The organism is Arthrobacter sp. APC 3897 (assembly GCF_030407495.1).
Lineage (GTDB): Bacteria > Actinomycetota > Actinomycetes > Actinomycetales > Micrococcaceae > Arthrobacter_B.
Genome location: NZ_JASDDG010000008.1, coordinates 61,083 through 84,310, shown reverse-complemented (window position 1 = coordinate 84,310; position 23,228 = coordinate 61,083). Strand labels below are relative to the sequence as shown.

Genomic DNA, 23,228 nt, shown 5'->3' with positions numbered 1-23,228 from the left:
TGAATGTCCGGCACATCCGCTTTATGGCGCTCGGCTCGGCCATCGGCACCGGACTGTTTTACGGTTCGGCGTCCGCCATCCAGTCCGCGGGGCCGGCAGTCCTGCTGGCTTACATGATCGGCGGCGCGGCTGTGTTCCTGGTCATGCGGGCGCTCGGCGAGATGGCGGTGCGGCACCCGGTCTCCGGCTCATTCGGCGATTACGCGAGCCGCTACCTGGGGCCGTTTGCCGGCTTCATCACCGGCTGGACCTTCGCGTTCGAAATGGCGGTGGTGGCCATTGCCGACGTCACAGCCTTTGGCATTTACATGGGCTTCTGGTTCCCGGATGTGCCGCGCTGGATCTGGATCCTGGCCGTGGTGCTGCTGATCGCGGCGCTGAACCTGATGCGGGTCAAGGTGTTCGGCGAAACCGAGTTCTGGCTCTCCATCCTCAAGGTTTCCGCCATCATCGCCATGATTGTGGGCGGCGCCGCGATCATCGTGTTCGGTTTCGGGCTCGACGACGGCGCCAACCCCGGCGTGGACACCCTCCTGGGCTCCGGCGGCTTCTTCGCCAACGGTTTCTGGGGCCTGCTGGCGTCCTTCTCCATTGTGATGTTTGCCTTCGGCGGCATCGAAACCATCGGCATCACCGCCGGCGAGGCGGAGAACCCGAAGAAGGCCATCCCCGCCGCTGTGAACACCGTGCCGTTCCGCATCCTGCTGTTCTACGTCTGCACCCTGGCCGTGCTGATGATGATCTTCCCGTGGCAGGACATTGACGGCTCCACCAGCCCCTTTGTGCAGATCTTTGATTCGCTCGGCATCACCGCCGCGGCGCACATCCTCAACGCCGTGGTCATCACCGCCGCGCTGTCCGCCATCAACGCCGACATCTTCGGTGCCGGCCGGATGATGTACGGACTGGCCCGTCAGGGTCAGGCACCGGCGTCGTTCGCGAAAGTCTCCCGCAACGGCGTGCCGTGGATGACCGTGGCCACCATGGCGGGGGTGCTGCTGGCCGGCGTCGTGCTCAACGCCCTGCTGCCCGAGTCGCTGTTCACCATCATCGCTTCCATCGCCACCTTCGCCACCGTGTGGGTGTGGCTGATGATCCTGCTCTCGCACATTGCCATGAAGCGCGACATTGCCCGCCGCAACCTGCCGGCCTCGGAGTTCGGTGTGCCGTTCTGGCCGGTGGCCTCCTACGCGGCGCTGGCGTTCATGGTGTTCATTGTGGTGCTGCTGGGCGTTATGCCGGGCACCCGGGTGGCCCTCATCGTGGGCGCTGTCTGGATTGCGCTGCTCTTCGCGGCGTACCGCCTGTGGGTGCGCGGCGACGGACGGGTGCGCGCCGATCTGGCCGACGAAACTCCCGATCCCCGGACCGGATCGGATGCGCACCCGTCGGTGACCGCCGCGTCCCCCGGCAGCCGAACCGCCGGCAGCTAGGCGGAACGTACGGCTCCGGACCCGCCCTGAGCTTCGGAAACAGGACGGGTGCGGAGCGCCAGTACGACGACGGCGGCTCCCACCCCCGCGAACACCGCCTCCAGCGGCTGGAACTCTATACAGGCGATTTCCCACGCTTCCAGCCCGATCAGCGCGGCTCCGGCGGCAGCGGACACCAGAGGCGCGGCCCGGTGCCGCCGCAGCGTCAGCAGCCCGGCGACCAGGTAACCGCCTCCGCAGCCGGCGGCCAGGAGCAGGCCGGGCAGCCTCCAATCGGTAAACGGGGTACGCCGCAGCACTGACGGGTCGGCATGAAGGAACGCGCCGTCCGGCCGCACGGCCAGGAGAAGGCCGCCGCCCAGAGCCGCCGCAGACGTAGCAAACTCCAGTCCGATCAGCGTGCGCTCTTCCGGGGTGCGCCTCACCGCTAGCCTGCCGGGGGTGACGGCGTCTCCGACATCCACGGACAGCTCATGGGTCCGGCGACTGCAGCCGAAACCTTCTCCGCGGGCACCAGCGCCGCGTATCCCGATCCCAGGACCACGTCCACCGTGGCGCCGGCCCGATCATCCTGAACGTATTGTGTTTCGGGAATCTGCTGCTGCAGCGTGAACGCGGCGGCCTCCCCTTCGGGCCCGGAAATGATGATGGCGGTCATGCCTTCGCGGTTGACCGAGCTGTTGCCAACCGTTCCCTGTTGGAAGCCCCGCTGGGCAAGCGCTTCGGAGACCTGGCCGGCCAGCCCCGCCGTCGGCGTCGTGTTGTAGACGTTGACCGTGATGGTGTCCGGAGGCTGAGAGATGAACGGTCCCGCGGGGCATTCCGATGAGGCCACCGGCTTTGCCGGGGGTTCGGAGAGAACAACCCAGCCACGCAGCACAGCTACGGCAAAAAGTGCCGCAGCCAGCAGCACCGCCAGAAGCAGGCCTATGACAATCCGGTGCCGCAGCTGCCGGCGGCGCGCCAGCCGCACTCTTGCCGCTTCATTAGCCTCCGCGTCGAACACTGCCCCGAGATCATCCTCGGTGACAATTCGGTGCCCGTGCCACTCGGTGGGATCACTCTTGGCTGCCCTGTTCCGGTGCTGTGCACCGGAGGGCCTGTCAGTCATCGATCACCAGGACGCGTGCATGCAGGATGGTCCGCTGGTGCAGGGCGGTTCGCACCGCCCGGTGAAGTCCGTCTTCCAAATACATGGTGTCCCTCCATTGCACAACGTGCGGAAACAAATCTCCGAAGAAGGTGGAATCCTCCGCCAGCAGGGCGCCAAGGTCAAGGGTGCTCTTGGTGGTGACGAGCTCGTCGAGACGAACCTGCCGGGGAGGCACCGCTGCCCAGTCCTTGGGTGTTACGTATCCATGGTCAGGGTAAGGGCGTCCGTCGCCAACAGCTTTGAAGATCACTCATACAGACTAAAGAAGATCTGCATTCTTTGAAACAGCGCACCCGGCGGGGCGTTTGCATTCGGTTACATTATGGCCTCTGATCGGCACCGTTCCGGGGATCCGGCCTCTCACCAGTACAAATACGCTGCACCCCGTGCCGCAGACAGTTTTCCGGGACCGAAGTCCCGGTGGAATACTGGCACGGTGACTTTCTCCCGATACGGACTCCTGCTTGACGTCGACGGCCCGGTGGCCAGCCCGGTGAGCCGGTCCGTGCCCGCCGGGATCATTGCGGACCTCGTGGCGCTGGCGGCCGCCGGCTGGCCTGTCATCTTCAACACCGGCCGGTCCGATGCCTTCATCCGCGAGCAGGTCATGGCCCCCATGATCGCCGCGGGCCTTCCGGCGGACACCACCGTGCATGCCGTCTGCGAAAAGGGTGCTGTCTGGTTCTCCTTCACCGGTTCCGGCCCCGGTGAGCCGCAGGTGGATTCCGCACTGGCCCTGCCGGAAAGCTATGCCGACGCCGTCCGGCAACTGGTGGGCGACAAGTACAGCGGACACATGTTCTACGACGAAACTAAACGGGCCATGGTGTCCGTGGAGCAGCACGTGGACGTGGCCAACGCCGACTATCTGGCCGAGCAGCAGCGGTTCGACGCTGATGCGCTGGCGCTGATGGAGAAGTTCGACCTCGGTGTGTGCCGGCTGGAGCACCACGTTCCCGACAGTGACGATTCCGTTGATTACCGCATCGATCCCACGATCATTTCCACCGATATTGAAGCGCTGGGGGTCGGCAAGGACCTCGGCGCGCGCCGCGCCCTCTCGCTGCTGGAGGCTGCCGGCACGGACATTCCGCGCATCTGGCGCACCGTCGGGGATTCCCGCACGGACTACGCCATGGCAGATGAGCTGCATGCCCTGGGCTACGACGTGGCCCACGTGGACGTTCGCCCGGCCGACGGCGTTCCGGCCAAGCCGTATCCGGTGCTCACCGCCGGTGACCTGATCCATGAAGACGCCGGCGGTGCCTTCATGGCGCGCTGGGCGTCCATGGCGCGCTGGGCGTCCATGGCAGCGGGCCGGGCAACCTGCGACGACGGCGTGAGCTGATTCCTCAGGCGGGCTAGCGCCGCAGCTGCCGGGCTGCCCGGCGGACAGCCTCCGTCAGCCGGTCCAGGCGCCGGGACTGAAGTGCCCAGGACTGCCAGTACAGAACGACGTCGCGGTGGGCCGCGGGGTCAAGGCGCACCAGCCTGCCCTCGTCAAAGTCCGAGCCCGCCTGCAGCTCCGGCACCATCCCCCAGCCCAGCCCGGCACGCAGGGCGGCCAGGAAAGCCCCGGAAGACGGCACGGTGTGCTTCGGCGGTGTGCCGGTCTTGCCCAGGGAGGCGAGGAACCCGCGCTGCAGGTCATCCTTGGCGTTGAACTGCAGCACCGGCATGGCGTCCCAGTCCTGGCCGGCTGCCCCGGCGAACCGGTCGCGCAGCCCGGGAGCCGCGGCCGGGACGTAACGCATGGCGCCCAGCCGGACTGCCCGGCAGCCGTTCGCCGGTGTCCGGTCCGATGTCACCGCCCCCATCACCTCGCCCTGCCGCAGCAGCCGGCTGCTGTGATCCTGGTCCTCAATATGCAGGTCAAGGGTGGTGTCCGCCCATTCCGCGGCGTCCGTGAGGACGGGCAGGAACCACGTGGCCAGGGAATCGGCGTTTACGGCCAGCCGCGTGGCGGCCAGCGCCGAATTCCGGGACCCCAGGGCCTCACGTGCCTCGGCTTCCAGCAGCTGCATCTGCCGGGCCATCCGCAGCAGGACGGCTCCGGGTTCCGTGGGACTGCACGGCACGCCGCGGCGGATCAGGATCTGGCCCTCCGCGTTTTCGAGGGCCTTGATCCGCTGGCTTACCGCCGAAGGACTGATGTGCAGCCGGTCAGCGGCCGCTTCAAAAGTACCCTCGTCCACCACGGCGGCCAGTGCCCTCAGCTGTTCAAAGTTCATGAAGCAAAGCTAATGCATCCTGAAAATCATTCGTTGGATTGAATCTGTGCAGCTGGCTACGGTGAAGACATGTTAAGCATCGCGGCAACAGGCCTGGTCACCGGCCTGGGACTCATCATGGCTATCGGAGCCCAGAACGCTTTTGTGCTGCGGCAGGGTCTGCGGCGCGAGCACATCGGGGTGGTGGTGATGCTGTGCATCATCAGTGACGTGCTGCTGATCTTCGGCGGCACCGCGGGGATCGGCGCGCTGGTGGCCCGCTTTCCCGCCGCCCTTGAAATCCTCCGTTGGGGCGGCGCCGCCTATCTGGCCTGGTGGGGCATCCGGTCCCTGGCTTCAGCGCTGCGGCCTTCGGCCCTGACCGCGCAGGCGCCGCGCGCCAAAGGAACGGTCATCCTGACCACCCTTGCGCTGACCTTCCTGAATCCGCATGTTTACTTGGACACTGTGGTGCTGCTGGGCAGCCTGGCAAACCAGCTCGGGCCGGATGCGCGCTGGATATTTGCGGCAGGTGCCGCCGCCGGCAGCTGCCTCTGGTTCACGGCGCTGGGTTACGGAGCCCGCTCGCTGTCCGGAGTGCTGAACCGTCCCCGGACCTGGCAGATACTGGACCTGCTCATCGGCGTCGTGATGCTGGTCCTGGCCGTGCGGCTCGTTCTGGGCTGAGACTTCACAGCCCGTCCATCTGCGGTCGGGAACGGCGCACCGGTGCTGCGAGCCGGTTGCCTCGCCCGCCCTACACTGGATCCTGTTGCTCGTTTCCGCCCTCCCCCAGCTACCGACAGGACACCGCCGCCCATGTCTCTCGTTTCCCGATTCTTCGCCGGAGTGCTCCTGGCCAATGCTGTGCCGCACGGGGTCAACGCCGTCCAGGGCAAGGAATTTCCCACACCGTTTGCCACCCCTCCCGGCGTCGGGCTCTCTAGCCCCGTGACCAACGCCCTGTGGAGTTCCCTGAACGCCGCCGGCGGCACCGCCCTGCTGGGCCGGGCCCCAGCCGGCAGCCGCGAACGGGCGGCGGTTCTGGCCGGTGCCATCTCCATGACCTTTTTCCTTGCCTATTACTTCGGGAAGGCAGCCCGGGAGCGCGCAGGGCAACCGGCGCTGACGGCGTGAGCCAGCGTCCTCAGCCCGCGGTCGAAGCTCCAGCGTTCCTGGTCAACGGTCGACAGCCAGTCTGCGCGCCGGTCATGAAATCCCTCCGGTTTGGGAAATCCTCACCGTTTTGGGAAATCCCTGCTGATTCAAACGGCAGGGATTTCCCAAAGTGGACGGAAAATCCCACAGCGGCCGGTTTATCGCCGACGGAAACGCTTAGCTGCTCGGAACGTGCGAGGCCGTCACCCAGCGCAGCAGGGAGTACAGGAGCTGGGAAGCGCCGGGCATGAACCCCGAACCATGGTGGTAGACCGGATCCATGGTGGTCACCAGCAGACGGGCCGGCTGGTTCACCTCATCCACGTACAGCAGAGCGCCGGACTCGGTGCCGCTCTCTTCCATAATCACCAGGGACCGGGCACCGGCGGGCGGATGCAGCAGTCCGTGATGGTGCCAGGACACTGCCCGCGGGGTGAAGAATTCCCACATCGGATCCCCCGGCAACCGCAGCCGCGTGCCGTTATCCTCGCCGGTGCGCCAGGTCCAGAACACGGTGGGCCGGAAGGTGTAGCCGACGCCGGGCAGCCACTGTTCCACCCTGTTCTCGCCGAGCACGATCACGGTCTTGGCAGGGTCCTGCAGCGCGGCGCGGACAGCCGGGGCAAAACGGGCCAGCTGCCCCTGGTGCAGACGGTCCCCCACAATGATCGTGTCCAGGCCGGCAAGCGCTGACGGATCAGCTTCGGGCAGGTACACGGATTCAATCCGGTGCGGGGCCAGGGCGGGATCAGCGAGCGTGCGCAGCGCCGGGAACGTGCCGCAGTGCAGCAGCCCGATCCGCGGGGCGGCGCCGGGTGCCGCTGCCGGTTTGCGGGTTTCGCGCCCGACGGCGACGGATTGGCCGGCGGACGGCGGCGGCGGAACTGCGGCAACAGAGTCATATTCCGCGGCTTCCGGTCCGGCAGGCTTCCAGCCGGGCGCCCGGATTCCGCCCTCCAGCCAGCGCACCAGGTTGGGGCCGATCAGTCCGATCGAATACCTGTCATCACTGAAGCTCTCCAGATCATTGCCGCCGTGGACCAGCACTTCGCCGTCGCCCAGCCGGTAGCTGTAGTCCAGCGGCAGCGAATACTGGCCGATGCCCGTGACAACACTGGCACCCTCGGGCAGGTCCAGATGGTAGCCGCGGCCGTAGAAGCCGGCGACGCCAATTTCTTCCAGCTTCTCGTAGCTGTGTGTTCCGGGCACACCCGTGCGGTAGTGCAGGTCCCGGTAGTCGACGCCGGCCCATACCGGGTGTCCGGTGACCGGATGCGGACGGACGTCCTGTGCGCCGCGGAATTCCAGCTTCCGCCACACCGCAAGTCCGTCAATGAAGGGCTTCACAACTTGGCCGTTGACCAGCACCCGGCCCCCGGAGCGGACAAAATCACCGATGTCCCTGCGGTGCCGGCACAGCAGCAGGTGGTCAACGCCCCCGCCGATCACCAGTCCGTCAGCGGACAGGATCCGGGCACGGGCGGCGTCGTCGTCCAGGTCGTACGCGTCAACGTCTTCGAGTGCGCCGCGCCAGGACGGGTCCTTCTGGCCGCGCATCGGCGTGCCGCCGATCAGCCGGAAAATCACGGGTGGTCCTTTCGAAGGGGGATAGAGGTGAAGGGCTCGGAGGTGAAGGGCAGTGCGCAGTCCCGGCGGCAGGAAGGGCCGAAATCGGGCACCGCGATGACCCGGTTGCCGGACTCGGTGCCGACCGTGGGGGTGCAGATGGGGAGTCCGTAGACCGCGGAGAGGGCGGAGCTGGTCAGCATTTCGTCAGTGGGTCCCCAGCGGGTGTCGTCGCTGCCGACAAACAGCAGGGCGTTGCGCGAAACATGCAGGGCGTGGTCCGGATGGTGGGTGGTCATGATGACACCCATCCCGTCCGCCGCCAGTCCCGCGAGGACACCGAGCACACGTGACTGGTTGTGCAGGTCCAGTGCCGAGGCGGGCTCATCCAGGACGAGCAGCTCGGAGCCGGAGGCCACGGCCCGCGCGATCAGGACCAGCTGCCGCTGGCCGCCGGACAGTTCGGCGTAGGAGCGGTTGGCCCAGCCGGCCACACCCACCCGTTCCATAGCCGCGTCGGCAGCGTCGTGGTCCTCCCGGCGGGGGCACTGGTATGCACGCAGGTGGCGGCTGCGGCCCATGAGCACCATCTCGGCCACGGTGTAGGACGTACCGCCCGCACCATGGTCCTGCGGCACATAGCCCACCGCGGCGGAGGTGGTGATCTGCCCCTCGCGCGGGGTCAGCAGACCGGACAGGCATTTGAGCAGCGTGGTTTTGCCGCGTGCGTTGGGGCCGAGGATGGACAGGATTTCCCCGCGCTCCAAGGTGAAGCCGAGGTTTCGGAACAGCCAGGGCCGCACTCGGGAGTAGCGGAAACCCAGCCCGGAAACCTCCATGAGGGTGGCCTCTGATGCGGGCGCCTGGGAGGGAGCTGATGCTGGCGCCTGGGAGGATGCCGCTGCGGACCCGGGATTGAGGACAGGAAGGGTGGTCATTGCATCTCGCCTTTTTTCTGGGAACGGGCCAGGAGCCACACGAACACCGGGGCGCCGATAACGGCGGTCAGGATGCCCAGGGGCAGTTCGCTGCTGGTGAGGGAGCGGCTGAGGGTATCAATGAGCATTAGATAGGTGCCGCCGAGCAGCAGCGACGCGGGCAGCAGCACGCGGTGGTCCGGGCCAACCCAGAGCCGGGCCAGATGCGGAACCACCAGGCCCACCCAGCCGACGGCACCGGCCACGGCCACGGTCCCGGCGGTCATCAGGGCCACGGCGCACAGCAGCACCACGCGGGAGCGGTGCGGATTGACGCCCAGGGCAGCGGCGTCGTCGTCGCCCAGTGAGAGCACGTTCAGCCGCCAGCGCATGGCCAGGACCACGGCCGCGCCGAGGGCAACCGGGATCAGCGCGGTCAGCACCTTGTCATACCCGGCGGCGGCAATGGAGCCCAGCAGCCAGTGCACAATCGACGGCAGTTCGGAATACGGGTCTGCGGTGTACGTGATGAAGGAGACCAGGGCGTTGAAGAACGCGGCCACCACAATGCCGCCAAGCACGATCATCAGCATGGGCCCGCCGCTGCCGCCCAGCCGGCCGAGCAGGAGCACGACGGCGAGTGCGGCCAGGCCGAAACCGAACGCCCCGCCCACCATCGCGCCGCCGGAGAGGCCAAGGGTCAGCACCAGCACGCCGCCGAAGGATGCTCCGGCGGTGACGCCGATGATGTCCGGGCTGACCAGCGGGTTGCGGAACAGTGCCTGCAGGCAGGCGCCGCCCAGGGACAGGGCACCGCCTACCAGGAAGGCCAGAAGCACCCGCGGAAGCCGCACCTCCAGGACCACGGTGGCTTCCTGTTCGGTCCAGGTCCGGCGCAGGGCGCCCTCGCCGCCGCCCGCTCCGAAGAGCGCGGTGGCTTCATTGGCCAGGATGCGCAGGATTTCGTTCGGCGGAACCCAGTAGCGGCCGGCCGCCATCGATATCAGGGCGACCGCACACAGGAGCAGGACGCACAGCAGCAGCGGCAACCGGTGGCTGCGGGCCGGCGGACGCAGCGGCTCCGATGAAAGGGCAGCAGTTGCCGCCGGCGTCGTCGTCGTGCCGGGCTTAACCGCGGAAGACGTCATAGCCGGCGCTTTCCCTGTTGAGTTCCATCCGGAGAGCGGCATCGATCTGGGCTTCGGACATCTCGTAGTTGTAGAGGTAGGAAATCTTCTCGGCCATGGCGGCACGCAGCGTGTGGCCCGTCAGCTGCGGATGGTAAAGCTCGGCGGCCCACTGCCACATCAGCGGAGACTCGGCGCAGGGAACTTCCCAGCGGTAGCCTCCCAGCGGTGCCTTGTAGACGCGGCGGTTACGCACGGCCGAGACGGAGGCCAGCGCTTTGTCGGCGTAGACCTCTGCCGGGGTGCGGGCGTCGAAACCGCCCAGGGTGATGACCTCCGGATCCCATGTGATGAGCTGTTCAGCGCTGACCACGTTTTCCGCGGATATATTGTCCGCTGCCATGTTCTGCCCGCCGGCCAGTTCCATCCAGTAGTGCATATAGGAGGACTTGTTGGACGCCGAGTACCCGTCACCGGACTGGCCCAGATGGACCGTGCGCACCGGAGTCCTGACGCCGGCGAGCTCCTTCTGCAGCCGGGCAATCTCGGTGTGCATCCAGTCCACAATCTCGGTGCCGCGCTCCTCCTTGCCCAGGATGGTGGAGAACAGCTGCACCCAGGTTTCCAGGTATCCCTGGGTCCCGTAGAGCAGGCAGACAGTCTTGAAGCCCGCGTTTTCCAGCGGCTCCACCAGCCCGTCACCCTGGTCCGCCCACTGGAACACAACGTCGGGCTCCAGCTTGGTGATGGTCTCGATGTTGGGCGTGAAGCTCGAGGGGGAAATGGTGGTGGTGCTCTTGGATTCCGGGTACATCTCACCGAACAGGCCCTGCCTGTTGGCCTGGAGGGTGGATTCGTTGATGCCCGCAATGCGGCCGTAACCGCCGTCCACCGCAGCGAGCATGGACGGTGACGGAATCACGGTGGTGGCGATGCGCTGCACCGGAGCGTCGAAGGACACCTTGACGCCGCGCATGTCGGTCACGGTGAAACCGCCGGAACCCGCCCCGCTTCCGGCAGCCGCAACGGTTTCACGGGAGGAGCAGGCACCGAGGGCAAGGGCAAGAAGACCCAGGCCGGCACCGCCGAGAACATGGCGGCGGGATGTTCCGCGGGGAGGGTGAGTGGCGCTCAACAACGTTCCTATCGGGTTGGTAGGTAAGGCTTACCTAAATGGCTGATGTTGATATCAGACCACATAGATCGGATTAGCGCATATTTGTGTGTACTAATTATTTCGGCACCACGGCCACCGGACGCGCTTCCTGATGGCGGGACCCATGTCATTGACTGAGGGGTCCGTGTCCTGTGGATCATGTCGCCGCAAGACGCCGTATTACGCACCGACCAGTGAAGAGCGAAGTAAAAGCGCAGGTCAGCCGGCAGTCAACGGACAGCGTCGTAACATTTGCTCCTTACTTGACAGCAGGCGGTGATAACTTCGCCCTATGACTGAGATCCCCGCCTCGATTCCTGTCCTGGACCTGAGCACCGCCCGCAACGCCGATGGTTCCTTCAACGCCGAGTTCATCGAACAGCTGCGTGATGCCACGCACCGTATCGGCTTCTTCCAGCTTGTGGGGTACGGCGCAGGCGAGGCGAAGGTGGATGACCTGTTTGATGTCACCAAACGCTTCTTCGACCTGCCGCTGGAGAACAGGCTGGAGCTGGACAACCGGAAGTCTCCGCACTTCCGCGGGTACACCCGGCTGGGCACCGAGCTGACGCAGGGCCGGCCGGACGCCCGTGAACAGGTGGACTTCGGTCCGGAACGCGAGCCCGTCACGGACTACCCCCAGGATCAGCCGTTTTGGCTGGTGCAGGGTCCCAACCTGTTCCCCGATGAGGTCCTGCCCGAGCTGCGGCAGAAGTCGATGGAGTGGGGAGAGCTGATGTCGGAGGTGGGCGCCGAACTGCTCAGCGCAATCGCCGTGTCCCTGGAACTGCCGGAGGACCACTTCACCGAGCCGTTCGAGGGCACTCCTGCCTGGATGGCCAAGCTCATCCACTATGTGGGCGGCGTGGTCAAGGAAGCCGGCACCCAGGGAGTCGGATCCCACGCTGATTACGGGTTCGTGACCCTGCTGCTGCAGGATTCGGTGGGCGGGCTGGAGGTGCGGCCGCATGAATCGGACACCTGGATTCCGGTGGAGCCGATTCACGGTGCCCTGGTCGTGAACCTGGGCGAGATGCTCGAGGTGGCCACGCAGGGTTATCTTTCAGCCACCATCCACCGGGTCACGGCTCCGGCCCCCGGTGTGGACCGCTACGCCATTCCGTTCTTCTGGTCCCCGCGCCTGGACGCCGTCATTGACTCAGTGGAACTTCCGGCCGAGCTGGCGGCACAGTCCCGGGGCATCTCCGATGACCCGGAAAACCCCATGCTGGCGTCCTACGGCTCCAATGTCCTCAAGGGCTGGCTCCGCGCCCATCCGCAGGTTGCCCAACTGCATCACCCGGAGCTGCTGACCGCGAAGTAACGCGCCGGCACGAGGGCGCTGCCCGGCTCTCCTGCCGGCGGCGCCGGCGGCCCGGACCGGGTGCATCACGTAGACTCGCGGAAAGCCGGCCCCAACTCCGAGAGATGATTCTGTGACGTTTTCTGCCAATCCGCAGCTCCAGCCCGCCGACCCCGCAGCGCAGCCTTTCCCTGAAGAATTTGCCGCTCGGATGCAGGATCCGCACTGGTGGCGGCAGGCCGCCGTCTACCAGATTTATCCGCGCAGTTTCGCGGATTCCAACGGCGACGGGATTGGAGATCTGCCGGGCATTACGTCCCGGATCCCCTACCTGAAGTCCCTGGGGGTGGACGCCGTCTGGCTCAGCCCGTTCTATCCTTCGGCACTGGCCGACGGCGGCTATGACGTGGACGATTACCGCAACGTCGATCCGAAGCTCGGCACACTTGAGGACTTCGACGAGATGATTGCCGCCCTGCATGCGGCCGGCATCAAGCTGATCGCGGACATCGTGCCGAACCATACCTCCAACCGCCACGTCTGGTTCCAGGAGGCGCTGGCGTCCCCGAAGGGATCCGCCGCCCGGAACCGGTACATTTTCCGCGACGGCTTGGGCCCCAACGGTGACGAACCGCCGTCGGACTGGGACTCCGTCTTTGGCGGCCCGGCCTGGGAACGGACCGAAGACGGCCAGTGGTACATGCACATTTTCGCCAAGGAACAGCCGGACCTGAACTGGGACAACCGCGAAGTCCGGGACGATTTCCTCACCACTTTGCGCTTCTGGTCCGGCCGGGGCGTGGATGGCTTCCGGGTGGACGTGGCGCATGCCTTGACCAAGGACATGACGGAGCCGCTCGCTTCCAAGGCTGATCTGGGCGCGGAGAATGAGAATAACAACGGCAAGCACCCGTTCTGGGACCGGGACGAAGTCCACGAAGTGTTCGCCGAGTGGCGGCAGGTATTCAACGAATACACCCCGCCCCGTACCGCCGTGGCCGAGGCCTGGGTGCACGCGGACCGCCGCGCCCGCTACGCCAGCCCCGAAGGACTGGGCCAGGCCTTCAACTTCGACCTGCTGAAGGCCGACTGGAACTACGGCCAGTTCCGCGACATCATCACCAAGAACCTCGCCGAGGCGAAGACCTCCGGTGCGTCGTCGACGTGGGTTTTTTCAAACCACGACGTCGTCCGCCATGCCACCCGCTACGGCCTGCCCGTTTCCGGTCCCGCCGATCGGGAGAGCCAGGACGGCTCTGCCTGGCTGATGAGCGGCGGCACGGAACCGGCGCTGGACCACATCCTCGGCGAGCGCCGCGCCCGTGCCGTGTCCCAGCTGATGCTGGCACTGCCCGGTTCCGCCTACCTGTACCAGGGCGAAGAACTTGGCCTGCACGAGGTTGCTGACATTGCCGACGAGCACCGTCAGGACCCCACCTTCTTCCGCAACAAGGGCGTGGACATTGGCCGCGACGGCTGCCGCGTGCCGCTGCCGTGGACCGCTGAGGGCACCTCCTTCGGGTTCGGCTCTGGCGGAGCGCACCTGCCGCAGCCCGAATGGTTCGGTTTCTACGCCGTCGACAGCCAGGAAGCGGATCCCGCCTCCTCGCTCACCTTCTACCGCCGGGCCCTGGAACTTCGCCGCCAGCTGCAGACCGGGGAGGACTTCGAGTGGGTTGAGGAAGTCTCCCCCGAGGTCCTGCACTTCACCCGGCCCAACGGGTGGCACTGCGTCACCAACTTCGGATCGGCCCCGGTGGCCCTTCCCTCAGGCGAGGTGCTGCTGAGCAGTTCACCTCTCGAGGACGGCATGCTTCCGGGCGACACGACGGTCTGGCTGATCTGACGCTGCCGGTTATGACCCTGCCCCCTCGGGGGCCCCTCACTCGTTGCCTCCGAGCAGGTAATCCGCATAGTCGGGCAGCCCGCGCAGGTGGGTGCCGCCGTCGACCAGCAGGTTGATTCCCGTGATCCAGCCGGCATAGTCAGAGGCCAAAAAGACCACGGCCTTGGCCATGTCTGCCGGCTCGCCCATCCGGTCGATGGCGAAGCTGCGGTGCCAGGCGGCCTCGAAGCCGGGGCTGAAGGTCCCGGCGTTCTCCGGGGTCACGATCACTCCAGGCGACACCGTGTTGACCCGGATGCCGTGGCGGCCGGCCTCCAGCGCGGCCACTTCCGTGAACTTCGCGATGCCGGCCTTCGCTGCCGCGTAGTGGGCTGTGCCGCGCGTCGTTGCGACGGCGTCCACCGCGCCGAGATTGATGATCGCTCCGGCCGTGCCGCTGGCCCGCATGTGCGTCAGAGCCGCTTTGGTCCCGAGGAAGGTGCCTTTGAGGTGGGAGTCCACCACACCGTTCCAGTCGTCTTCGGACAGATGGGCGATGGTTTCATAGGAGTGGATGCCGGCGTTGTTCACCACGATTGCCACTGGGGCAAGTTCGGCCTTCACGCGCGCGTAGAGACGTTCGACGTCGGCGGCGCTGGTCACGTCCGCGGCCACCGGAAGGACACGCCGGCCCTGATGGGCGGCCGTCAGGGTTGCCGCAGCCTTGGCCACCTCTTTATCGTGCCGCGAGGTGATCACGACGTCGGCCCCGTGCGCCAGGAGGGCACCGGCCACCGCGTAGCCGATGCCCTTTGACCCGCCGGTGACGATTGCTGTGCCGCCAACAAGTTCCATGGCATGCCCTTACGAGAGAACTAATACGGTCTCTCCGAAGGCTAGCGGCGGATCCGAACCGCCGCCACAGTGAAAGTGGAACGCGTCAGGCCCGGCCAAAGACCGCCACCAGGAAATCTGCATCCGGTTCGAACGGGTGCAGTTCCCAGGTGGAGAACTTCTGCTGGCACTTCAGGCCTGCGGCTGCGGCGTCCTCGAGGAAGGCCCCAAAGTCGTACCCGCGGCCGGCGCCGAATCCGGTGACCAGCCGGCCGCCGCCGGCCAGGTGGTTCCGCAGCCGGGTCAGGACTTCCTGCTGGGTGCCGGGTGCCACGAAGGTGAGCACGTTGCCGGTGCAGACAATCAGGTCGAAGGGCTCCTCGATGCCGGCGGCGGGAAGGTCCAGTTCAGACAGGTCACCCACCAGCCAGGGCACATCGGGGAAGTCCTGCTGCGCAGCTTCGATCAGTTCCGGATCAACATCAACGCCGACGACGTCGTGTCCGCGGGCCGCCAGCTCGCCGCCCACCCGGCCCGGACCGCAGCCGGCGTCCAGGATCCGTGCTCCCCGCGGCACCATGGCGTCGAGCAGCCGCGCTTCGCCGTGCAGGTCTGCGCCCTGCTCACGCATTTGCGCGAACCGCGAAATGTACCAGGCGGAGTGGCCCGGTGATGAACGTTTTTTAGCTTCCCAAAGGGTTTCTTTTCGCACGGTTCAAGCCTACGCGGCGATCAGGGAAGGAGCAGCCTGCCCTCCGCCGGGTTTGCCCCGCCCGGACCGTAGGCGGAGGTCTTCCGTACGGGTAGGTTGACCTGCATGAACCCGTACAACCTGTCTTCTGCGGCCCCGCCGGCTTTTCGAACCGGCGCCCTGGCCGGATGCGCCACGTACAAAGGGGCGGCCGGGTGGGCAGCGGTTGCTTTGGCTGCCTTTCTCCTGGCTGCCGGCATCCTGCTGACCGGGGCCCTCTACTGGCCCGGTGCTGACGCCGTCCGCATCCTGGCTGCGATGTTCCTTGGTCCCCTGGGCCTGACCCTCTCGGCGGTGGCGCTGTCCTATCAGTCCGGCCGGTTGTCGGCACCGGAGGTCCGGTTGACTGCCGCGGCTGCCGCCTCCGCGTGGGGCTTGGCTGCGGCAGCGGGTGCCAGCTGGTCCGCCGGCTTCGCCTCCGCTGATGCAGGCGTCCCGCTGACCTGGTTCGAAGCGGCCGCGGTGCCCCTGCTGGCCCTTGCCCTGATCGCAGGAACGGCGGCCCTTATCCCCACCGTGAACACTGTGTGGAGTCCGCACCGTTCCCAAGCGTCCCGCACCGCACGGAGCCTGCTGCTCGCCCCGCCGGCGGCGCTGGCCCTCTTCCTTATGTTCATGGCGGGTTTTCTGTTTACTCCTTTTGCTGCGGCGGGGCTGCTTTTCGTGGCGCTGCGAGCGGGAAACACTGAAGGTTCGCGGAACCGATCGCCTCTCGAGAATCGACCCCGCGATCCGCGGCCCGGGGACTCCCAGGCCATGGAACCGGCCACGGGATTCCCGGAATCTCGGAGCGTCTGGACCGCCGTCGCCGTTCTTGCGGGCGGCACGCTCCTGATGGGTGTGCTGTGCATCGTTTTCGCGCTGTCCGGCAGCGCCTGGTCCGGGCTGGCTGCGGATTCCACCGCCGCGATGAACCTCGGCCTGGCGGCCGGCGCGCTCAACGCCGTTCCGCTGACGGTGGCAGGGGGCCTGATCCTCTATCCCCGGTTCGGCGGCGTCATCCGCTGGACCGTGCTGCTTATGGCCGGAGCCTTCCTGTGCGAAGCCGGATCCCAGTTTGCCGGCGCGGGACACCCCTGGCAGTGGCCGCTGACCCTGTCCGGAGCAGTGTTGCTGGGCTTCGGCCTGGCCCTGCCTGCAGCGAGGCTCATTCCCGGACCTCGGCTGGTGCGCATTGGCGGAACCGTTGGTGCGGGCTTCGCCGGAGCAGCCGTCGGGGTGATCATTGTGGCCGGCGCCGGGTTCATTGCACCGCTGGTTTCGGCGGGCCTGCTGGTGTGGTGCTTCCTTCCGCAGGGCCGGCAGCCTGCCGCGCTCCAGCCGGCCTGATCGGACCTCATAGTATTTAACAGCCGGATCAAACCGCATCACAAAGGAGTACGCGCTCAATGGTCATGCCCCGGAACCTGTTCCTTGTCCGCCACGGACAAAGCGAAGCGAACATCATGCAGAAGGCTTCCAAGGCAGGGGACCCGAGTCTCTATACCGAGGAGACCATGACCGTTCCGGACCGTTCCTGGCGCCTGACCGAACTCGGTGTGCAGCAGGCAAAGGTGGCGGGGGCGTGGATTGCCGGGCAGAACATTGAGTTCGACCGCGCTGTGGTCTCTACCTACACCCGTGCCCGCGAGACGGCGGCGATGCTGGGACTGGATGTGCGCTGGGAAGAGAGCCGTGTCATCCGCGAGCGGTCCTGGGGCGAAATCGGCTCCATGTCCAAACAGGATTTTGCCCGGAAGTACTCGCAGAACGCGGCGTACCGGGACAGTGATCCGCTGTACTGGGCTCCACCCGCCGGCGAGTCCATCGCGAATGTCGCTGAAAACCGGGTCCGCAATATCCTCAGCACCCTGCACCGCGAGAATCCCCGGGAAAACGTCCTGATGGTCACGCACGGTGAGTTCATGTGGGCCACCCGCCTGGTGCTGGAGCGCTGGAGTGATGAAGAGTTCCTGGACCGTGATGCGGACAGGGCCGAAATGATCCACAACTGCACCGTCCTGCAGTACACGGCGGCAGACCCGGAGAATCCGGAAAAGGTTCGGGACAAACTCAACTGGGTCCGCCGCAGCTGGCCGGTTCAGGTGGACGGGGAATGGACCATGTTTGTTGGCGGCTGGGAAGAGTTTGACCGCAAGTACTTCAGCGGCGGCGACCTGCTGGAAAAGGTGGAAACGAACCGGCATTTCTTTCAGGACGCCTTCGGAAGCTGAGCTCCGGCGGGACGGGTACAGGGCAGGGGCCAGGATCACGGGCAGGGAATAGAACGCCGGCCGGGGCTCTTGTACCGCCCATGAAAGCAATCGTGTACTCCGCCACAGGTCCCTCGTCCGTCCTCACCCCCGTCGACCGGGACGTTCCCGCCCCGGGTCCGGGTGAAGTGCGGGTCCGCGTCACCGTCTCCGGTGTGAACCCCACCGACTGGAAAGCCCGCGCCGCCGGTGATCTTGCCTTCCCCGAAGTGGTTCCGAACCAGGACGGCGCCGGTGTCATCGACGCCGTCGGCGAAGGCGTCACGGACCTGCAGCCGGGCGACCCGGTGTGGATCTACCTCGCCGCCTACGGCCGGCCTACCGGCACCGCCGCCGAATTCACCGTCCTCCCCGCCGACCGCGCCGTGAAACTTCCCCACGGCATCGGGTTCGACGTCGCCGCCAGCCTGGGTGTTCCGGCCATGACCGCCCACCGCGCGCTGACCGTCCACGAGTTCGGCCCGGACCGCCTGTCCCCGGGCGCGCTGGCCGGCCGCATGGTCCTGGTGCAGGGCGGCGCCGGAGCCGTGGGCCACGCCGCCATCCAGTTCGCTGTTTGGGCCGGTGCCACAGTAATTGCCACGGTCAGCAGCGATGCGAAGGCCGAACTCGCCCGCGCCGCCGGAGCACACCACATTGTCCGCTACCCCGACGACGCCCAGGCCGAGCGCATCCGCGAAATTGCGCCCGACGGCGTGGACCAGATCGTTGAGGTCTCCCCCGCCCAGAACGCGGAACTCGACGTGAACGTCATCGCCAACCACGGCAGCATCGCCTACTACGCGAACAACAACGGCGACGAGTTCACCGCCCCCATCGTGGCCAGCTTTGCGAAGAACGTCCGGTGGCAGGGCGTCCTCATCTATACGGTCGGCGAAGACGCCCAGCATGCCGCAGCGGAGGACATCACCGCCGCTCTTCGGGACGGAGTGTTCCCCGTGGGCGAGTCCGCCGGCCTGCCGCTCACCTGGTTCCCGCTGGCAGAGACGGCAGCCGCGCATGACGCCGTCGAGAGCGGCACCACGGGCAAGATCCTGATCCGCGTCGGCGACGAGACCGCGTAGCCAGCGCCCCTTAGGCCACCCGGCCTGCGCCGTCCCCGGGAAGGACGCTGAAGATGGCCGGCGGCTGGAAACCGGCAGCGGCGAATGCCTGCTCCACCGCCGACCGGACGGCCGCAGTGTCCTCCCGGCGGACCAGCGCGATGGCGGAACCGCCGAAACCGCCGCCGGTCATGCGCGCTCCCAGCGCTCCGGCGGCGAGCGAAGCCTCCACAGCGGTGTCCAGCTCGGCGCAGGAGATTTCAAAGTCGTCTCGCATGGAAGCATGGCTGGCCGTCAGCAGGGGCCCGAGTCCGGCAGGGCCCCTGCCGGTCAGCACCTCCACGGCTTCCTCCACGCGCACATTTTCGGTGACGATGTGGCGGATTCGCCGGAACGTCTCGTCATCGAGCAGCCCCCCGGCTTTGGCCAGATCCGCAATGGACAGGTCCCGGAGCGCAGGAACGCCCATAGCTTCGGCGCCCTGCTCACAGGAGCGGCGGCGTGCCGCATACCCGCCGGTGGAGTGTGAGTGGCTGACACGCGTGTCGATGACCAGCAGTTCCAGCCCGGCGCCCTCAAGGTCCAGGGGAACCAGCCGTGATTCACCGGAACGGCAGTCCAGGAAAACGGCGTGTCCCTCCTCCCCCAGCAGGGACGCGGACTGGTCCATGATGCCGGTGGGGGCTCCCACCATCCTGTTTTCGGCCAGCTGGCCGACGACGGCGAGTTCCCGGCGGGACACGCCCGCCTGCGCAAGGTCATTGGCGGCGACGGCGACGGCGCACTCCAGTGCGGCGGAGGAGGAAAGCCCGGCACCTACGGGCACGGAGGAATCCACCAGGATGTCCATGCCGGGGCAGCGGTGGCCGGACTGTTCCAGCGCCCACAGGACCCCCAGCGGATAGGCGGCCCAGCCGGAGACGCTGCCCTCCGACAGATTGTCCAGGTCTACGGCTACCGGCTCGTCGTCGGGCGCGAAGGTGGACGCCACACGGACCGTCCGGCCGCGGCGGACGGCGGCGGCAACGGTGGTTGAGTGCTTGATGGCGAACGGCAGGACAAAACCGTCGTTGTAATCCGTGTGCTCACCGATGACGTTGACGCGGCCGGGCGCGGACCAGAGCCCGTCCGGATCCACGCCGAAGCGTTCGGTGAAGGTTTCAGCAAGCTTGGCCGGCGTGGAGTTCATGCCTGTTCCTTTCGGTCGGTGGCAGGACGGTCGGTGGCAGGACGGTCGGTGACAGGACGGCCGGTGGCAGGACGGCCGGCAACGGAACGGGCCGGAGATGCGCACGGAACGGCGCTGCGCAGTGCCTGCGCAACGGCCTCGGGCGTGGTGTCGTTGATGAAGGCACCCATCGCTGCCTCCGAACCCGCCAGGAACTTCAGTTTGTCGGCGGCACGGCGCGGGGAAGTGAGCTGCAGGTGCAGATAGCTCGCGGGGCGCAGGACGGGATCAAGGGGAGCCTGCTGCCAGGCCGCAATATACGGAGTGGGCGTGGGATAGAGGGCGTCCACCCGGCCCAGGAGATCGAGATAAACCGCAGTGAGGTCGTCACGTTCCTCACCGGTCAGTCCCGCCAGGTCGGCAACCCGGCGGTGCGGAACCAGATGAACTTCCAGCGGCCAGCGGGCGGCAAAGGGAACAAACGCGCTGAAGTGCTTCCCTTCGAGGACCATCCGGTCCCCGGCACTGCGTTCCGAGGCAAGGATGTGTCCCATCAGGGTCTCATTCCCGTCGGACGCGGCATGAAACTGCGCTGCCCGATCCGCCAGCACTGCGGCCCGGGGCGGGATGAACGGGTAGGCGTAGATCTGGCCGTGGGGGTGCAGCAGCGTGACCCCGATGTCCGCCCCGCGGTTTTCAAAACAAAAAACCTGCTTGATTCCGGGCAGCGCCGAGAGCGCTTCGGTGCGCTGGGCCCAGGCGTCAATGACGGTTCGGGCCCGTTCGGGGCTGAGGGAACCGAAGGAACCCTGATGCGCCGAATCGAAGGCCACCACCTCGCAGCGGCCGTACGCCGCCGCCGTCGTTCCCCATTCCGGTGCATCCGGAAGCCCGCCCAGGTCCGGCCCGAAGGAAGGGAACCGGTTCTCGAACACCACCACCTCGTAGTCGGCGGCGGGAATCTCCGAAAGGTTCCCGGGCGTGGCGGGACACAGCGGGCACTGGTCGGCCGGAGGCAGGTGGGTGCGTGACTGGCGGTGCGCCGCCACGGCAATCCATTCGCCGGAGAGCGCGTCGTAGCGTGCGGTTCCGGCGGCTCCGCGGGCTGGAAGCGCCCGCCGGTCGGCGGATGCCGCTTCGTCGCGGTGCCGGGCGGCGCTGTCCTCGGAGGCATCGAAGTAGATCAGCTCGCGTCCGTCGGACAGCCGGGTAGGGGTCACGAAGGTCATGGGCGCTCTTCTCGCTGCGGGTCGGTGACGGGTTCAAGGAGGATGCGGGTGAGACCTGAGTATTCGGCATTGGGAGCCTGGTCCGTGACCAGCGCCGCAGCGGCACCCAGCGGCACCACCCGGGCGAGGCTGACCACGCCAATCTTGGTGGCGTCGGCGAGGAGGACCAGCTGGCCGCAGTTTCCGGCAAAGGCGGTGTTGGTCTCCGCTTCCGCAAGGTTGGGCGTGGTGACCCCGGCTGCCGCATCCACTCCGTGAGCACCCATAAAGCACAGATCTGCCCGCAGAGAGGAAATGGTCCGGGTGGCGAGCGGTCCCACCAGCGCCTGCGACGGCGTGAGCTGGCCGCCGGAGAGCAGCACCTCGGGTGCGCTGCCGTGGTGGGCGGTGGCCTGAAGCCGGTGGAGCTCGTTTGCCAGCGGCATGGAGTTGGTGATGACGGTAAGGCCCGGCACGGCGGACAGCAGCGGAGCCAACGCATAAGTGGTGGTTCCACCGGTGACGGACACAGTCATGCCGGGAACCAGCAGGGACACCGCTGTTTCAGCGATCCGCTGCTTCGCCGCGCTGCTGCGGGTGCGGTTGGCCTCGAACCCCGGCTCCACGGAGCTGAGGCTTCCGGGACGGACCGCCCCGCCGTGGACGCGCACCAGGACGCCGCGTGCGTCAAGGGAATCGATATCCCGGCGGACGGTCATCTCCGACACCCCCAGGTTCAGGGCCAGATCGCTGACGCGGACCGCGGGATGACGGTCCAGCCGGTCCAGGATGGCTGCCTGGCGTTCTGCTGCGAGCATTTTTCTCCTGCCGGGGACTGCCAATGAGACGGTTTCGCACTAAATCACACAAAATCTACCACGAACGAGCCGTAACCCGAACGCGCAGGCGCCTGTACGTTTTTCCTTTCCCGGGAAGGGCTACGGTCACCTCAGAGTTGATGCCCATTTGCGAAGGTATGGGGCAGACTTGGTCGCGTGAGCGGAAACCAGTGGGTACTGCACGTGGATCTCGACCAGTTCATTGCCGCTGTTGAGGTGCTCCGGCGGCCGGAGCTTGCGGGAAAACCGGTGATCGTGGGCGGTCGGGGCGATCCCGCGGAACGGGCGGTGGTGTCCACCGCGTCCTACGAGGCGCGGGCCTTCGGCGTGGGGTCCGGCATGCCGCTGCGGATTGCAGCCCGGAAGGTGCCCGACGCGGTGATCCTCCCCGTCGATGCCGAGGCCTATCTGGCGGCATCCGACGTCGTCATGGCCACCCTGCGGACCCACCCCGGCGCCGTCGTGCAGGTACTGGGCTGGGACGAGGCGTTTGTGGGGACGCAGACGGAAGATCCCGAAAGCTACGCCCGGTCTCTTCAGGCCGCCGTCCTCGAGGACACGCAGCTGCACTGCAGCGTAGGCATCGGCGACACCCTGGTCCGGGCGAAGAACGCCACGGATCTCGGAAAACCCGCAGGAGTCTTCCGCCTGACTGCCGACAACTGGCTGGAGGTGATGGGCAACCGGCCCACGAAGGAACTCTGGGGCGTGGGAGCCAAGATCTCCGGCCGGCTCGCCAGGCTCGGGATCTCCACGGTTGCCGAGCTCGCGGCGGCTGATCCGCAGAGCCTGGTGCCCGAGTTCGGTCCCAAAATGGGCCCCTGGTATGCCGAATTGGGGCGGGGAGACGGGTCCGCCGAGGTGGATGACACTCCGTGGATTGCCCGCGGACACAGCCGGGAAACCACCTTTCAGCAGGACCTGACCGAGCCCGCCCGGGTGGATGCAGCGCTTCGGCAGCTGACCGCGGATGTCCTGACGGACGTGGCGGCGGAGGGACGGCCCGTGATCGGACTGACACTCAAGGTCCGGTACGCGCCGTTCACCACCAAGACCCACGCGCGGAAAATCCCCGAGACGTTCGACACGGGCGATGTCCTGGCCCAGGCCCTGGATCTCGCCGGCGCCATCGAGCCCGGCAGACCGATCCGGCTCCTGGGCCTGCGGGCCGAAATGCCCATGCCCGACAGCGCCCGCAAGGGGCACACACCGACGCGCGGAGGCTGGTGAGCCGGCCGCTGACACGCTAACGATCGGATGAAGTTCCTTCGGCAAACGGCTTGAT

The 23,228-nt window shown here is 66.9% G+C and carries 23 protein-coding genes; 10 read left to right on the top strand and 13 right to left on the bottom strand.

Features of this window, described 5'->3' with window-relative positions; translation table 11 throughout:
• Positions 1–23: 23 nt before the first annotated feature.
• Positions 24–1,433 (top strand): amino acid permease, encoded by a 1,410-nt coding sequence (locus QMA10_RS05895; protein ID WP_290166923.1) that lies wholly within the window; start codon positions 24–26, stop codon positions 1,431–1,433.
• Here the strand turns inward: QMA10_RS05895 and QMA10_RS05890 are convergent.
• From QMA10_RS05890 to QMA10_RS05880, 3 genes are read right to left on the bottom strand one after another with little or no spacing between them, the layout of a single operon-like run.
• The gene (locus QMA10_RS05890) at positions 1,430–1,858 is read right to left on the bottom strand and encodes a hypothetical protein (RefSeq protein ID WP_290166898.1); all 429 of its coding nucleotides are present in this window, start codon (positions 1,856–1,858) and stop codon (positions 1,430–1,432) included. The genes QMA10_RS05895 and QMA10_RS05890 overlap by 4 nt on opposite strands.
• Positions 1,859–1,860: 2 nt before the next feature.
• Complete coding sequence (locus QMA10_RS05885) at positions 1,861–2,544, bottom strand: LytR C-terminal domain-containing protein (protein WP_290166897.1); 684 nt, start codon at positions 2,542–2,544, stop codon at positions 1,861–1,863.
• A complete protein-coding gene (locus QMA10_RS05880; RefSeq protein ID WP_104055710.1) occupies positions 2,537–2,836 on the bottom strand; it encodes a type II toxin-antitoxin system VapB family antitoxin in 300 nt (99 codons plus the stop codon). Before QMA10_RS05880 ends, QMA10_RS05885 begins: the two co-directional genes overlap by 8 nt.
• Positions 2,837–3,022: 186 nt before the next feature.
• On the opposite strand from QMA10_RS05880, the gene QMA10_RS05875 reads away from it, so the two are divergent.
• Positions 3,023–3,934, top strand: coding sequence for a hypothetical protein (locus QMA10_RS05875; protein WP_290166896.1), 912 nt, complete (start codon positions 3,023–3,025; stop codon positions 3,932–3,934).
• Positions 3,935–3,947: 13 nt separating this feature from the next.
• On the opposite strand, the gene QMA10_RS05870 is transcribed toward QMA10_RS05875, so the two are convergent.
• Positions 3,948–4,817, bottom strand: a complete 870-nt coding sequence (locus QMA10_RS05870; protein WP_290166895.1) for a LysR family transcriptional regulator ArgP — start codon at positions 4,815–4,817, stop codon at positions 3,948–3,950.
• Positions 4,818–4,886: 69 nt separating this feature from the next.
• Here QMA10_RS05870 and QMA10_RS05865 point away from each other — a divergent pair, with 69 nt between their 5' ends.
• Positions 4,887–5,483: a LysE/ArgO family amino acid transporter gene (locus tag QMA10_RS05865; RefSeq protein WP_290166894.1), complete on the top strand. Its 597-nt coding sequence runs from the start codon at positions 4,887–4,889 to the stop codon at positions 5,481–5,483.
• 132 nt (positions 5,484–5,615) lie between these two features.
• Complete coding sequence (locus QMA10_RS05860) at positions 5,616–5,933, top strand: hypothetical protein (protein WP_290166893.1); 318 nt, start codon at positions 5,616–5,618, stop codon at positions 5,931–5,933.
• A gap of 198 nt (positions 5,934–6,131) precedes the next feature.
• Here QMA10_RS05860 and QMA10_RS05855 read toward each other — a convergent pair whose 3' ends face one another.
• From QMA10_RS05855 to QMA10_RS05840, 4 genes are read right to left on the bottom strand one after another with little or no spacing between them, the layout of a single operon-like run.
• Positions 6,132–7,541 (bottom strand): hypothetical protein, encoded by a 1,410-nt coding sequence (locus tag QMA10_RS05855; protein ID WP_290166892.1) that lies wholly within the window; start codon positions 7,539–7,541, stop codon positions 6,132–6,134.
• A complete protein-coding gene (locus tag QMA10_RS05850; RefSeq protein ID WP_290166891.1) occupies positions 7,538–8,458 on the bottom strand; it encodes an ABC transporter ATP-binding protein in 921 nt (306 codons plus the stop codon). Before QMA10_RS05850 ends, QMA10_RS05855 begins: the two co-directional genes overlap by 4 nt.
• Positions 8,455–9,585 carry an iron ABC transporter permease gene (locus tag QMA10_RS05845; RefSeq protein WP_290166890.1) on the bottom strand — a complete coding sequence of 377 codons (1,131 nt, stop codon included), beginning with the start codon at positions 9,583–9,585 and terminating at the stop codon, positions 8,455–8,457. The genes QMA10_RS05850 and QMA10_RS05845 overlap by 4 nt, the downstream gene beginning before the upstream one ends.
• Positions 9,566–10,699, bottom strand: a complete 1,134-nt coding sequence (locus QMA10_RS05840) for an ABC transporter substrate-binding protein (protein WP_290166889.1) — start codon at positions 10,697–10,699, stop codon at positions 9,566–9,568. Before QMA10_RS05840 ends, QMA10_RS05845 begins: the two co-directional genes overlap by 20 nt.
• 313 nt (positions 10,700–11,012) lie before the next feature.
• Here QMA10_RS05840 and QMA10_RS05835 point away from each other — a divergent pair, with 313 nt between their 5' ends.
• A complete protein-coding gene (locus tag QMA10_RS05835) occupies positions 11,013–12,044 on the top strand; it encodes a 2-oxoglutarate and iron-dependent oxygenase domain-containing protein (protein WP_290166888.1) in 1,032 nt (343 codons plus the stop codon).
• A 190-nt stretch (positions 12,045–12,234) separates the two neighbouring features.
• The gene (locus QMA10_RS05830; protein WP_290166922.1) at positions 12,235–13,869 is read left to right on the top strand and encodes a glycoside hydrolase family 13 protein; all 1,635 of its coding nucleotides are present in this window, start codon (positions 12,235–12,237) and stop codon (positions 13,867–13,869) included.
• A gap of 36 nt (positions 13,870–13,905) precedes the next feature.
• Here QMA10_RS05830 and QMA10_RS05825 read toward each other — a convergent pair whose 3' ends face one another.
• Positions 13,906–14,703, bottom strand: a complete 798-nt coding sequence (locus QMA10_RS05825) for an SDR family NAD(P)-dependent oxidoreductase (protein ID WP_290166887.1) — start codon at positions 14,701–14,703, stop codon at positions 13,906–13,908.
• A gap of 85 nt (positions 14,704–14,788) precedes the next feature.
• Positions 14,789–15,394 (bottom strand): class I SAM-dependent methyltransferase, encoded by a 606-nt coding sequence (locus QMA10_RS05820; RefSeq protein WP_290166886.1) that lies wholly within the window; start codon positions 15,392–15,394, stop codon positions 14,789–14,791.
• Between the two features lie 105 nt (positions 15,395–15,499).
• Between QMA10_RS05820 and QMA10_RS05815 the strand changes: the two genes are divergently transcribed.
• The 3 genes from QMA10_RS05815 (at position 15,500) to QMA10_RS05805 (ending at position 18,749) form a co-directional block, all read left to right on the top strand.
• Entirely contained in the window at positions 15,500–16,762 is a 1,263-nt protein-coding gene (locus tag QMA10_RS05815) for a hypothetical protein (protein WP_290166885.1), read from the top strand.
• Positions 16,763–16,821: 59 nt separating this feature from the next.
• Entirely contained in the window at positions 16,822–17,646 is an 825-nt protein-coding gene (locus QMA10_RS05810) for a histidine phosphatase family protein (protein WP_290166884.1), read from the top strand.
• An 80-nt stretch (positions 17,647–17,726) separates the two neighbouring features.
• Entirely contained in the window at positions 17,727–18,749 is a 1,023-nt protein-coding gene (locus QMA10_RS05805; protein ID WP_290166883.1) for an NADPH:quinone reductase, read from the top strand.
• Between the two features lie 10 nt (positions 18,750–18,759).
• Here QMA10_RS05805 and galK read toward each other — a convergent pair whose 3' ends face one another.
• From galK to QMA10_RS05790, 3 genes are read right to left on the bottom strand one after another with little or no spacing between them, the layout of a single operon-like run.
• Complete coding sequence (galK, locus tag QMA10_RS05800) at positions 18,760–19,917, bottom strand: galactokinase (RefSeq protein ID WP_290166882.1); 1,158 nt, start codon at positions 19,915–19,917, stop codon at positions 18,760–18,762.
• The gene (gene galT / locus QMA10_RS05795; protein ID WP_290166881.1) at positions 19,914–21,125 is read right to left on the bottom strand and encodes a galactose-1-phosphate uridylyltransferase; all 1,212 of its coding nucleotides are present in this window, start codon (positions 21,123–21,125) and stop codon (positions 19,914–19,916) included. The genes galK and galT overlap by 4 nt, the downstream gene beginning before the upstream one ends.
• Entirely contained in the window at positions 21,122–21,922 is an 801-nt protein-coding gene (locus QMA10_RS05790) for a DeoR/GlpR family DNA-binding transcription regulator (RefSeq protein ID WP_290166880.1), read from the bottom strand. Before QMA10_RS05790 ends, galT begins: the two co-directional genes overlap by 4 nt.
• Before the next feature lie 177 nt (positions 21,923–22,099).
• On the opposite strand from QMA10_RS05790, the gene QMA10_RS05785 reads away from it, so the two are divergent.
• Complete coding sequence (locus QMA10_RS05785; protein WP_290166879.1) at positions 22,100–23,173, top strand: DNA polymerase IV; 1,074 nt, start codon at positions 22,100–22,102, stop codon at positions 23,171–23,173.
• The last annotated feature ends 55 nt before the right edge of the window (positions 23,174–23,228 follow it).